This window comes from Pseudarthrobacter sp. NKDBFgelt (assembly GCF_046097905.1).
Taxonomy (GTDB): Bacteria; Actinomycetota; Actinomycetes; order Actinomycetales; family Micrococcaceae; genus Arthrobacter; species Arthrobacter polychromogenes.
Window position 1 is genome coordinate 1 of sequence record NZ_JBJURL010000003.1, and the last position, 12,051, is coordinate 12,051.

At 66.2% G+C, this 12,051-nt stretch carries 13 protein-coding genes; 7 read left to right on the plus strand and 6 right to left on the minus strand.

The features are described 5' to 3' along the window. Nucleotides 1-237: hypothetical protein (locus tag ACKAE7_RS01255; protein WP_408978307.1), on the minus strand; the 237-nt coding region annotated here is incomplete at its 3' end. A gap of 49 nt (nucleotides 238-286) precedes the next feature. Between ACKAE7_RS01255 and ACKAE7_RS01260 the strand changes: the two genes are divergently transcribed. Next, nucleotides 287-892 (plus strand): hypothetical protein, encoded by a 606-nt coding sequence (locus tag ACKAE7_RS01260; RefSeq protein ID WP_408978308.1) that lies wholly within the window; start codon nucleotides 287-289, stop codon nucleotides 890-892. Beyond that, nucleotides 862-1,752: a hypothetical protein gene (locus ACKAE7_RS01265; RefSeq protein ID WP_408978309.1), complete on the plus strand. Its 891-nt coding sequence runs from the start codon at nucleotides 862-864 to the stop codon at nucleotides 1,750-1,752. The genes ACKAE7_RS01260 and ACKAE7_RS01265 overlap by 31 nt, the downstream gene beginning before the upstream one ends. 21 nt (nucleotides 1,753-1,773) lie before the next feature. Here ACKAE7_RS01265 and ACKAE7_RS01270 read toward each other — a convergent pair whose 3' ends face one another. Beyond that, nucleotides 1,774-2,370: a LysE/ArgO family amino acid transporter gene (locus ACKAE7_RS01270; protein WP_408978359.1), complete on the minus strand. Its 597-nt coding sequence runs from the start codon at nucleotides 2,368-2,370 to the stop codon at nucleotides 1,774-1,776. 70 nt (nucleotides 2,371-2,440) lie between these two features. Here ACKAE7_RS01270 and ACKAE7_RS01275 point away from each other — a divergent pair, with 70 nt between their 5' ends. Continuing rightward, a complete protein-coding gene (locus tag ACKAE7_RS01275; protein ID WP_408978310.1) occupies nucleotides 2,441-3,328 on the plus strand; it encodes a LysR family transcriptional regulator ArgP in 888 nt (295 codons plus the stop codon). Here ACKAE7_RS01275 and ACKAE7_RS01280 read toward each other — a convergent pair. The 4 genes from ACKAE7_RS01280 to ACKAE7_RS01295 all read right to left on the minus strand — a co-directional run bounded on the left by ACKAE7_RS01280 (nucleotide 3,325) and on the right by ACKAE7_RS01295 (nucleotide 7,750). After that, nucleotides 3,325-4,746, minus strand: a complete 1,422-nt coding sequence (locus tag ACKAE7_RS01280; RefSeq protein WP_408978311.1) for a DUF222 domain-containing protein — start codon at nucleotides 4,744-4,746, stop codon at nucleotides 3,325-3,327. The two genes, ACKAE7_RS01275 and ACKAE7_RS01280, sit on opposite strands and share 4 nt — an antisense overlap. An 82-nt stretch (nucleotides 4,747-4,828) precedes the next feature. Then, nucleotides 4,829-5,758 carry a 2-hydroxyacid dehydrogenase gene (locus tag ACKAE7_RS01285; RefSeq protein ID WP_191035209.1) on the minus strand — a complete coding sequence of 310 codons (930 nt, stop codon included), beginning with the start codon at nucleotides 5,756-5,758 and terminating at the stop codon, nucleotides 4,829-4,831. Continuing rightward, nucleotides 5,755-6,537 carry a DeoR/GlpR family DNA-binding transcription regulator gene (locus ACKAE7_RS01290; RefSeq protein ID WP_190611245.1) on the minus strand — a complete coding sequence of 261 codons (783 nt, stop codon included), beginning with the start codon at nucleotides 6,535-6,537 and terminating at the stop codon, nucleotides 5,755-5,757. Before ACKAE7_RS01290 ends, ACKAE7_RS01285 begins: the two co-directional genes overlap by 4 nt. Before the next feature lie 70 nt (nucleotides 6,538-6,607). Beyond that, entirely contained in the window at nucleotides 6,608-7,750 is a 1,143-nt protein-coding gene (locus tag ACKAE7_RS01295; RefSeq protein ID WP_408978312.1) for a Gfo/Idh/MocA family protein, read from the minus strand. Nucleotides 7,751-7,892: 142 nt separating this feature from the next. Here ACKAE7_RS01295 and ACKAE7_RS01300 point away from each other — a divergent pair, with 142 nt between their 5' ends. From ACKAE7_RS01300 to ACKAE7_RS01315, 4 genes are all read left to right on the plus strand, one after another. After that, complete coding sequence (locus ACKAE7_RS01300) at nucleotides 7,893-8,807, plus strand: PfkB family carbohydrate kinase (RefSeq protein WP_408978313.1); 915 nt, start codon at nucleotides 7,893-7,895, stop codon at nucleotides 8,805-8,807. Nucleotides 8,808-8,823: 16 nt separating this feature from the next. After that, nucleotides 8,824-9,708, plus strand: a complete 885-nt coding sequence (locus ACKAE7_RS01305; protein ID WP_408978314.1) for an aldolase — start codon at nucleotides 8,824-8,826, stop codon at nucleotides 9,706-9,708. 95 nt (nucleotides 9,709-9,803) lie between these two features. Beyond that, entirely contained in the window at nucleotides 9,804-11,090 is a 1,287-nt protein-coding gene (locus ACKAE7_RS01310) for an ABC transporter substrate-binding protein (protein ID WP_408978315.1), read from the plus strand. A 53-nt stretch (nucleotides 11,091-11,143) separates the two neighbouring features. Continuing rightward, nucleotides 11,144-12,049: a carbohydrate ABC transporter permease gene (locus tag ACKAE7_RS01315; protein WP_229666428.1), complete on the plus strand. Its 906-nt coding sequence runs from the start codon at nucleotides 11,144-11,146 to the stop codon at nucleotides 12,047-12,049. Nucleotides 12,050-12,051 lie beyond the last annotated feature (2 nt).

Genomic DNA, 12,051 nt, shown 5'->3' on the forward strand with positions numbered 1-12,051 from the left:
GCCCAGTACCACGGCTGTCCATACAGCCAGGACCCACCAGCGGCGCCGGTAGGCCAGCCGGCCCAAGTGGTAAAGCATGGCGCCAAACCAGCCACCTGCCCAGCCGCCGGGCCCGCCCGCACCGGCCCAGCCGCCTGCCGCACCCGTCCCAAACCAGCCTCCCGCCCCGCCTCCGGGACCGCCCGCTCCGCAGTTGCCGCCCGTCCCGGAGACCGTGGTGCTTGACTGGCTGCCCATCGGCCCGGTTGGCAGGGGCGACCCCATTTGGTACAGGAACCTGAGGGGAATGGACTGCGGCTCCCTTCCCGACTACGCCGAGCCCTTCAATACGGTGGAAGAAGCGTCGAAAGCACTGTGCCTCGGCTTGACGGGAGACCAGGCTGCCTGGGATGCGGGAGCCTCTGCGCTGGACACGATGCCGCCGCCGTTCGAGGGCGACTGCTGGTCCGCCACCGCCATCGAGATCCTCCGCACCATAGCTGTGGTCCGGCAACAAAAGCCCGGTGTTTCCGTGAAACTCGCCCCTCTCCCCGGAACCGCATGCCTGCCGGAACTGACGGGCCTGGAGGACAGCGAAGGCAATTCGCCGCCCTTCCTGGTCTGCCCGGGGCAGGCAATTGTCCTGTCCGGAAACGTCACCGGCCTGCCTACCGGGACCGTCCGCTCGGTTTACGTAGGTGCCACGATCGCAGCGGTCCTGCAGCGCCAGAGCTTCATCGACACTAACCATCCGCTTGAGTTCTATTTCCTGGCACCGCCCCTCGACCCGGGGCAGCCAACCGCTGCCGAGGTTCGCATCGCCGACGCCGATTGGCCGGTGAGCGGATCCGCTTCCTTCGAGTACGCAACGGACCAGGGCACATGCCCGCAGGCGCCAGGCACCGCGCCATGACGGAGGCCGGCGGGGACGAGCGTTCCTCCTGGTCCCGCGCCCTCGGAGTGATCTCGGCTATCGGCCCGCCGGTCACGGTGGCCACAGCGCTGTTGTTCTACTTCGGCTGGGCCCGCGCCGAGGCGCAGGCGGCACAGATGGGCCTGAACGTCAGCCTGTTCGGGTATGCAGTGCAGGACTACATCCTGATCAGCATCAACGCGCTGTTCCTGCCGCTCGTCTGCATCCTGGCGGCCAGCGTCGTCTGGCTGGCCCTGGACCGCTGGCTGCGCCGCCGCATCGAAGAGGACCGCGGCCGGGCCGTCATCCTGAAGGCCGCCGGCATAACAGCCCTGCTCAGCGGACTCCTCGTGGGCGTCAGCCTGGTCCTGGCGGTTGTGGAACCCGCCCGGACAGCGCTGTTCACTCCGTATCTGATGGCGTTGGGCGTCCTGGTGGCCAGCTGGTGCATGCGCCTGCGCCGGCTGGGCCGGGACCGTACATCACCAACCCTCAGCTCCGAGCAGCGGGCGGTGGAAACCACGCTGATCCTCAGCATCGTGACGCTGCTGCTCTTCTGGGGCACGGCCGACTACGCCCAGGCGGTGGGCCGGCGGCTCGCCTTGAACTTCGAGCAGGGGGTCCAGTACATGCCCCGGGCGGAGGTTTATTCGCCCAAACCGCTGGGCATCGGTTCGGCTGCGGTCACGGAGGTCCAGGTGGGAACCGGGGACGCAGCGCTCTACCGGTACGACGGCCTCCGCCTGCTGGTCCTCAGCGGCGGACGTTTCTTCTTCCTGCACGACGGCTGGACACCGCGGGACGGAACGGTCATCGTGCTCCCGGACGACAACTCGGTACGTATCGAATTCAGGCGGTAGCGCTGTGTGGCACGGCTGATGTCAGCCGAGAACAAGTGTTACGGCCAGGGCGAGCATCACAACACCGATGGCCAGGTCCACAATCCGCCACGTCCGCGGGCTGCTGAGCACCCCGGAAAGCTTTCGGGCACCATACCCCAGGGCCGAAAACCATAGGGCGCTTCCCACCACGGCCCCGGACGCGAAGACCCACCGCGCGTCCGGACCGTGCTGGTTGGCCAGGCCGCCCAGGAGCACCACGGTGTCCAGGTAGACGTGGGGATTCAGGTAGGTCAAGGCCAAGGTGGTGGCGATGACCGACCCCTTGGACCGTGGCGCCTCAGCCGTCAGTGTTGAAGGCTTGAGTGCAGACCTGAAGGACCGCAGCGCCCACCATGCCAGGTACGCAGCACCGCCCCACCTCAGCACGTCCAGTGCCAACGGGAACCGGGACACCAAAGCACCGATCCCCACCGTGCCGCCGAGGATCAGCAACGCATCGCTGAGCATGCACAGCGCCACCACGACGCCAACGTGTTCACGGCGGATTCCCTGCCGCAGCACAAACGCGTTCTGCGCGCCGATGGCAATGATCAATGCCAGGCCCGTCATCAGCCCGGTACTCCAGATGCTCCACATGCCTTGACCGTAGCCCGGCGTTGCAGATGAAGACAAACGATAGATTCTATACTTCCATTAGAATGTCTTCATGAACTTCGAGCATCTCAGGGCCCTCGCTGCGATCGTGGACGAGGGTACTTTCGAGGCCGCGGCTGATCTGCTGGGGATCAGCCCCTCCGCCGTCAGCCAGCGCATCAGGGCCTTGGAGAAGTCCGTGGGGCAGGTGGTGGTTCGCCGCAGCGCGCCGTGCACCCCCACCGATGCTGGCTCGATCCTGCTGCGCATGTCACGTCAGGTGCAGGTCCTCGAGGCGGAAACGTGGGAGTCGCTGGGAAACGGGGTTTCCTCCCGGGCCATAACCCCTATTGCCGTCAACGCCGACTCCCTGGCCACATGGTTCGTGGACGTACTTCACGAGGCCAGCACGTGGGCGGAGACCACCCTGGACCTTCATGTGGAGGACCAGGACCACAGCAGCCAACTCCTGCGCCGCGGAGACGTACTCGGGGCGATCACCTCCGACCCCACACCGGTCAACGGCTGCCGGGTGGAACGGCTTGGCGCTATGCGGTACCTGCCAGTGTCCACCCCGGGGCTGCGCAAGCGCTTCAAAGCCGGCAACGGTGTGGACTGGCAGAGCATGCCCATGCTCCAGTTCAATGCCAAGGACAACCTGCAGCAACTGCAGCTCAAGGCCCGCGGCGTACAGCAGGCGCCGCCAACACATTTCATCCCTTCATCCGAGGGATTCCTTGCAGGTTTGAGGGCAGGCCTGGGTTGGGGCATGATTCCCGAGTTGCAGCTGGGAACGGACCTCGCCGACGGCTCCCTGGTAGTACTGAAGGAACGCGAGCACCATGACGTGGCCCTTTACTGGCAGACCTGGACCCTGGACTCACCACGGCTTGACCGCGTCACCAAGGCCATCCGCAAGGCAAGCCGCCAAAGACTGCGCGGCGCACACCCGGGTAGCTAAGTTCGAACCAGCTTCGTGGCACGCACCAACTGACCAGCCACCGGGCTTCCGGGTGGTGGGGGTGCCGTTGAGTGGTAGGTGTGTCCGGTGGGCGTCCGGTATTCGATGGTGTGCCTGGAACCCGGCCGGGGGACGGTTGTCCAGCCGTGGTTTTCCTTTGTATGGTTGCAGGCCTCGCAGAGCCCGGCCGCGTTGCCGAGGCTGGTGGCTCCGCCGGCATGCCAGGCCACCACGTGGTCGTGATGCCGGATGGGCGCATCACAATAGGGCGTGCGGCAGGTGTCATCACGGGCCTGGATAAAGCGGCGCAACCCTGACGGGAACAACCGCGCCCGAGAATCCATCCCCACCAGGTCCCCCGCCCCGGGGGCCACGTACAGCCGCCGCAGCCACACCCTGAAATCCTGCTTCCCGGGCTCGGTCTCAAGCGCTTCGGCTGCGGGCTGGCAGGCGCCGGCGGCGGGCGTCCTGCTGCCCGGACTTTCCGGTCCATCCAGCGCAGGCTCCCTGCCGCCGGCAGCTGATCCCGGACTCCTGGCTTTGCCGCCCTTGCCACCGCTGGTGGCCAGGCCGCGGGCCCAGCCGGCCGGGACAATCCCGTAACCGGGAAGGCGTGCCGGTTCAGAATCACCCTGGAACAAGGTCCTGTCGGTCATCACCAGCTGGATTTCCACCCCACTGACACCGCCCGGGGTGCCGGTGGTCCGTTCCACCAGGGCATCGGCCATGATCTGTCCCCGGGAACGGTCATCACCGCCGGCGCGCAAAGTGTCGGCATGTGCGCTCAGCGCCGCATAAGCCGCCACACCCTCCGCGACCGGCAGCAGCGCCGTCAGATGCGCCATAGTGTCCGGGGCCGGACGCAGACTCACACACCGCTCCCCGGCAGCACGGGCAGCCCGCTGAGTCACCGAACGCGGATCCCGACGGTACGCCGCCGCCCGCGCCGCAGCCACAACCGCCCGGTCCCCGGCCCCAGCAAAAGTACCCGTATCGGCGGCAAGCTCCTCATCAACAGCGCACCGGTCCGCCGCGCCCAGGCACGCCGTCTCCCTGACCACCAGCGTGGCCCGCCACTCATTCAGCCGGCCGGCATCCAGCGCAGCCAGGGTATGCGGCATCTCCGCCACCAGCGCCTTGGCCAGCCCGAGCAGCCTGCCGCCCCGGGACGGCGACTCACCCCGGGCCAGCGCAACCTGCGCCGCTACGCCCTGCCCCTGCTCCGCAACCGGTATCCCGGCCTCGGCCTGCTCAGCCCGCTGGGCAAGATCGAACGCCACAGCAACTTTCGCCTGCGCAGCCGCAGCAGCCGCCTTCAGCTCCTCCAGGCCCCGCAACTGATCAATCAGCCCGGCACCTTCCGAGGACACGGGCAAACAGCGAACCCGGCTAATCAAGTCCTGAACGGTGCCATCCATAACCACAGTCTTCCAGCGACCCCTGACAATCAGAGGCTGCCCAGACCCTATGTGGACAACGCCCAGATTCGGGCAAATGACCCTACCCGGCAGCGCCGCCCAACACCACGTTCACCGGCTCCTTGCCCTCCAGCATCAATCCAATCTGCTGCTGGACCAGCCGGACCATCCGGGGGAACATCGCCGAGCTTGCCCCGCCCACGTGCGGGGTGATCAGCACGCCGGGCGTGGTCCACAGGGGGTGGTCCGCGGGCAGCGGTTCGGGGTCCGTCACATCTACAGCGGCACGCAACCGGCCCGAGGACGCCTCGGCCAGCAGCGCATCCGTGTCCGCCACGGCGCCGCGGGCCACGTTGACCAGCAGCGCCTCGTCCGGCATCGCGGCCAGGAACTTCGCGTCCACCAGCTGGTGGGTCTGCTCACTGAGGGGCACGCTGACCACCGCGATGTCGTGCAGCGGCAGCTGCTCATACAAGGAGTCGATGCCGAAGATCTTCCCGCTGGGATCCTCGCGTTCACGGCTCGCCATCCGGGTCACCTTCGTTTCGAAGGGCAGAAGCCGGGCCTCGATGGCCTTGCCCACTCCCCCGTATCCCACCAGCAGCACCCGCCGGTCCGCAAGGCTGGGCCGCTGGCTGTTATCCCACGTGCCGCTGGCCTGGTTGCGCGCGAAGCCGTCCATGCCGCGCTGGCTGGCGATCATCATGCCCAGGGCAAGTTCCGCCGTCGACGTTTCATGGACCCCTGCCGCGTTGGCGAAAAGGCACCCTGCGGGCAGCACGTCCGCCACGCCGTCGTACCCTATCGACTGGCTCTGGACCAGGCCGATCTCCACGGACTCCAGCGCGGCCAGCACCTCCGGCCCGCGCATGTAAGGCGGCACCACAATGTCCAGCCGTTCGGCGGGGGCGGGCCCGGAAAAGTCCCACACAAAAAATTCGACGCCGGCAGTGGGCGCGAGCGCGTCCAGAAGTTTCTGGTCGGGAAGGGAAACCTGCAGCGGCGCGCTCACGCCGCCACCACAAGCTTCACGTCCGCGGCACGCAACGCCGTCTCGATTTCCCGAGGCGGGGGCGCGTCCGTCACCAGCACGTCCGCCGCGTCGAAGGCTGCCAGCCGGGCCAGCGCATACCGCAGCATTTTCTGGTGTGTTGCCACCACTACCACCTGTTCCGCAGAGTTCATGAGGGCGATCTTAGTGGCGCGCTCCACGTCCCGCTCAATGTAAAACGCTTCGTCGTGGATTCCGCTCACGCCAATGAAGGCCGTTTTGGCGCGGAGGCCCGCCGCGGCACTGACAGTCATGGGACCGTTGAATGCCTGGCTGTCCAGGAGCAGTTCACCTCCCAGGCAGATGGTCCGGGCAGCGGTCAACTGCAGGCAGCGCTGGATGGCCGGTGCGGAGTGCGTAATGATGGTGCCCGTAAAAGAGCTGGGCAGCTCCTGGGCGATCTGGTACGTGGTGGTGCCGGCGTCCAGAATGATGGCATCGCGTTCCCCAATCATGGAGATGCAGGCACGGGCCACCCGGAGCTTCGCGTCGGAATCCTCCCGCACGCGGGCGGCGAAGTCCGCGTTCTGGCCTTGGCCATGGATGGCGCTGACCCCGCCGTGGACCACCCTGGCCAGGCCCAGTTTGGACAGTACCCGGGTGTCCCGGCGCACGGTCATGTCCGATACCGCAAAAGTCTCGGCCAGGTCCGTAGTGGAAATAAACCCGCGCCGGCCAAGTTCCTCCAGGATGGTGCGCTGGCGGGGCGTCAGCGGCGCCTCTTCACGTGCGGTGCTCATATCCCCTTCTTCCCGCCCCATTCGCCGGCCCGCAAGCCCGCGAAGTGTTGCTTTTCCAACACCAACTTACCTAGTGACGTACCCCGGCACCGGCATTCGTAAGCTCAACGGGGCGTCCTTCCACGATCGAGCGCTCGGCCGCCAGCCCCATGCGGACCGACTGCAGGCCATCTGCCACCGTTACCTCAACCGGACCTTCGCCCAGGATCGCCTTCCGGTAGCCCAGGTGCTCGTAGTAGGTGGAGCCGTGGTGGGCACCGGCAGCAAGCACTGCCTCATCCACCGGAACCTCATGCTTTTCCGGTCCGAGCGGCGAGCGCGGGCTGAACTCAACCGTGGCTTCCGCTTCATCACCTTCGATCCAGTGGTTGGCCGCCACGGGGATGAGCGTCTCGATCTTCGCGGCATCCCCCACGATGGAGATCCGCTCCTGGAACTTGGAGCCCTCGGCGAACATGGACAGCTCCAGCATCGCGCGGCGGCCGCCCTTGAAGTCCACAATCACGTAGGCGTTGTCGATCATGTCCGATACCCGGCCGTCGTACACCTCATCCATGTGGTTCACGTCGTGGCCGCCGCTGGCGTACACACGGACGGGCTCATCCTGCAGGATCAGCCGCATCAGGTCGAAGAAGTGGCAGCATTTCTCCACCAGGGTTCCGCCGGTCCGCTCAGCGAAACGGTTCCAGGAGTCCACCTTGTGCAGGAACGGGAAACGGTGCTCCACGATGGACAGCATGTAGATGTTGCCGAGCTTGCCGTTGTGCGCGGCCTGGATGACTTCCTGGACCGGCGGCATGTAGCGGTATTCCATGGCAACCCATACAGGTGCCGGGTAGTCCGCGGCGAGCGCTTCCAGTTCATCTGCCTGCGCGGCGGTGGTGCACACCGGCTTTTCCACGAGCACGGGCAGATTGGTTCCGCTGGCGAAAATGTCCTTGAGGATGGCCAGGTGGGTGTCGTTGGGGCTGGCAATTACCAGTGCGTCCACCAGGCCTGAAGCGAGCAGCTCCTGGTGCGAGGGGAAGGTCTGAACCTCGTAGCCGATCTCAGCGGCGGTCTCCTCCAGGGATGCGGGCTGGGGATCGGAGACTGCGGTGATCCGGCTGCCGGGAATCAGGGCGAGGTTCCGGACGTGTTCGCGGGCCATGTGGCCTGCGCCGATGAGGCCGTATCGGATGGTCCGGACCGTTTCCGCAGAAGGCAATGACATGTGCTGCTCCGTTTCTCTACGTTGAGTTTTTGGGGGGACCGTGGCGTTGCATCCCAAACAGAACTATACAGAAAGTGTTGTTATTCCAACATAGCGTGTGTATATTTCTTCAGTACCAGCCGGAACTACAACGAGGTGGAACGTGCCCCAACCGTCAACTGGAACCCTGCTCTTCGTAGGCTGCGCCACGCTTGACTCCATCGCTTTGGTGGAGGATTACCCCGCAGCGGACAGCCGCACCGTCGCTTCGGACTTCGCGACGGCGGGTGGCGGCCCGGCCGCCACCGCAGCCGTGGCGGCCGCCCGTGCCGGAGCAAACACGGCCTTCGCAGGCGTCCTCGGCACCGACGAGGAAGGCGACCGCATCATCGCCGGCCTGCAGGCCGAAGGCGTGGACACTTCCGCGGTGATCCGCGATCCCAACGTCAAAACGGGTGCCAGCGTGATCGTGGTCAGCAAGGCATCCGAAAGCCGGGCGATTGTCACCCGGCCCGTGCCGCCGGTCAGTTTTCCGGCCGGCAGCCGGTTCCATGAACTGGTGGAATCGGCAGCCTGGGTCCACGTGGACCACCTGGGCTGGAACGCCGTCGCATCCCTTCCGGCCTTCAGCGCCGGAAGCCTGAACATCAGTGTGGATGCCGGCAACCCCATCGCGTCCTTCAGCCCGCGGGGCGTGGCCCTTTACGTCCCAACCATCGAGCGGCTCCAGGCAGAGTACGGCGGGCACCACTCCCCCGAGGCGCTCCTGGGCAAAGCAGCCGACGACGGCGCCTCCGCCGTCGTCGCCACCGCCGGCTCTGACGGTGCCTGGGTCAAGGACGGCAATGCGGACCCGCTCCACGTGCCCGCAACCCCAGCCACGATCGTCTCCACCCTGGGCGCCGGCGACGTCTACCACGGCGCCCTGCTCGCCGCCGTCGCCGCCGGCCTTTCCCTGGCTGACGCGGCAGCCTTCGCTGGCCGCACCGCCTCAGCATCCTGCGAAGGGCTGGACGGCCGCTCCGCCATCCCGCGCCAGACCATCACACCTGTCCTTACTTCCAACCACACCGCCTAGCTGAAAGAAGCAGCCCATGAGCCACACAGACCTCTCACCCCTCCAGCGCCCGTCAGGCGCCTTCGCAATGCTCGCCGTCGACCAGCGCGAAGCCATGCGCAACATGTTCGCCGAACACACCGACCAGCCCGTCACTGACCAGGACCTGCAGGACTTCAAGCTGCAGGCCGCCAAAATCCTCACCCCCTACGCATCCGGCGTCCTCATCGACCGGCAGTTCGCCCTGGACCAGGCCATCGCGGACAACGTGGTGAATCCCAGCTGCGGGCTGATCGCCTCGGCGGACCACTTCGAATCCGCGCACGGCGAGCTGGTGGGCGAGGTAACCATCGACCGTCTGGTGGACCCGCACAAATACAAGGCCCTGGGCGTCAAGGCCCTCAAGCTCCTGGTGCTGTACCGCCCGGACGAGCCCGCCGAAGGCAGGGTGGAAATGGTCCGCGAATTCGTGGACAGCTGCCGGTCCGCGGGTCTCATCAGCATCATCGAGCCCGTCTCCCGCAAGCCCCTGGCCGGCGGGGACTTCGACTGGAACGCCGGCATCCTCGCCGCCGCCAGGGAGCTGGGCAGCCTGGGGGCGGACCTGTACAAGGCTGAAGTCCCCTTCCACGGCCAGGCCCCCGAAGCCGAAGTCCGCACCGCGTGCGCCGAGCTCACCAACGCCATCGACGGACCCTGGGTGGTGCTCTCCTCCGGCGTCCCCGAAGACGTCTTTCCGGATGCAGTCCGGTGGGCCTGCCTGGAAGGTGCCAGCGGCTTCCTGTCCGGACGCGCGGTCTGGGCGTCCTGCATCGGTGCGCCCGACGTCGTCGAATCCCTGTCCACGGACGCCGTCCGCCGGCTGCAGCGCCTCTGCGCCGTGGTGGACGACGTTGTCACCGCGCAAAGGACCAACGCTTAACCACTCCGGGAGCGCCACAGCGTCAGGGCCGTGGCAAGCCCCTTTCCGCAGTCAAGCAAGCAAGGCACAGCAAAACACTCAACGAGGAGATTATTGTGAGTCAGATTTCACGCAGGCAGGCCATCGCACTCCTGGGGGCCCTGGGCTTCGGCGCCACCGCGGCAGCATGCGCCGGTCCCGGCGGTTCCACGGCGCCCGGCGGTGCCACCGGCCCCGCCGCCCCCGCCACGGGGGACATCACGGGCAAGGTGTCCTTTGCGCACTGGCGCGGTGAGGACAAGGTGGTGTTCGACGAGCTGGTCAAGCGGTTTGCTGCACTGCACGACGGCGTTGAAGTGGCCCAGGACATCTCGACGTCCAACGACTACAACGCCCAGGCCCTGCAGAAGCTGCGCGGCGGCTCCATTGGCGACGCGTTTGCCACCTTCCGCGGGTCCCAGTTCAAGAACTTCACCGAGGCCGGCATCTACACCGAGCTCAAGGACAGCAAGGCCGTCTCGAACTACCAGGAAGGACTGCTCTCCGCCGGAAAGTCCGGCGAGAGCCAGCTGGGACTGCCGTACCAGGTGGTGTTCCCCATGCCGATGGCCAACGTGGACCTGTTCGACAAGGCCGGCGCTGACCTCGCCCCCAAGAACTGGGACTCATTCCTTGCCATGTGCGAGAAGCTGGCGTCCTCCGGCGTCATCCCCATCTCCTGGCCGGGCGGCGATGTTGGAAACGGCGGCCAGCTCTTCAACTGCATGATCGCCAACAACGCTCCTGTGGACGACATGTGCGCCCAGATCGAACAGGGCAAGCTGAAGGTCACGGACGACTGGTTCATCAAGATGCTCAATCAGTACAAGGACCTGGTTCCGTACCTCCAGCCCAACGCCACCGGCACCGCCGTGGAGCCGGCCCAGAACCTGTTCTCGCAGGGCCAGGCAGCCATGCTCGCCACCGGCTCGTACCACATTGCCGCCGTCCGCGGCCTGGGCGCCCAGTTCCCCATCGAGCTGGTGTTCCCCAACACCTCCGACGGCAACGCCAAGTATGAGGGCGTCTACAACGCCACCTTCATCCTGGGCGTCAACTCGGCCAGCAAGAACCAGGCCGCAGCGGCTGCCTGGATCGACTTCCTCTCCGAGCCGGAGAATGCCGCCTACTACGCCAACGAGACGGCGCAGCACGTGTCCGTGAAGGACGTGGACTACACCAACCCGGACCTGAAGCGCCTGAGTCCCTGGCTGGATAAGAACACAGCACTGGCCGCGCGGTTCCAGTTCCAGAACCTGGATGTCCGCAACGCCGTGGAAGCCAGCGCCACCGCCGTCATCTCGGGCACCAGCCCCGAGCAGGCTGCAGAGGCCGCCCAGAAGATTGTTGACGAACGGATATGAGCACCCATACCGGGCTGCCTGCGAAGCGGAAGGCACCAGGCAGCCCTCCCGACGTGAATGCCAATAAAGGACGCCGCCGCTCCCCCACCCGGGTGAATCCGGCGCTGTACCTCTTCCCGCTTCCCGCCGTAGCCGTCATTGCCTTCTTCCTGGTAATGCCCACGCTGCAGGCCTTCCAGTACGCCCTCACGGATTGGAACGGTTTCTCGGCAGCGTTCAACTACGTGGGGCTGGACAACTTCATCCGGGCGTTCACCAACGACTCACTGTTCACGAACGCCCTCATGAACAACCTCAAGTTCGTGCTGCTGGTGGTCATCGCGCAGACCTTCTTTTCGCTGATCCTGGCGCTGCTGCTGACCAAGAACTCACGGGGAAGCGTCCTGCTCCGCGCGCTGTTCTTCTTCCCCACCATCCTGTCCTCGGTGTCCGTGGCCTTCATCTGGAAGTTCATCTACGATCCCAACTTCGGCCTGGCCAACGCGGTGCTGGGCGGGGTAGGGCTGGAAGCACTCCAGAGCTCCTACCTCGGCAACGACGCCCAAGCCCTGTACTGGGTGGCCGTGACCCAGGTGTGGTTCCACGCCGGCCAGATGATGGTGGTCTACATCGCCGGCCTGCAGGCCATCCCGCGGGAACTCTACGAGGCAGCTGAGATGGACGGTGCCAACAAGTGGCAGCAGTTCAAGTCCATCACCTGGCCCTTCGTGGCCCCGGCAACGTCCATCGTGGTGGCCTACACCACCGTGCAGTCGTTCAAGGCCTTCGACCTGATCCTGGGCATCGCCGGCAACCCGCCCAAGCAGTCCCTGGACATCCTCTCCACCCGCATCTACAGCACCTTCGCCAACTCGGAGTTCGGCTACGCCGCCGCCCAGTCGATCATCTTCATGGCCATGATCGCCCTGGTCACCTGGCTCCAGCGCCGGCTGCTCCGCCTCACCCCGAAGGGGGAATGACA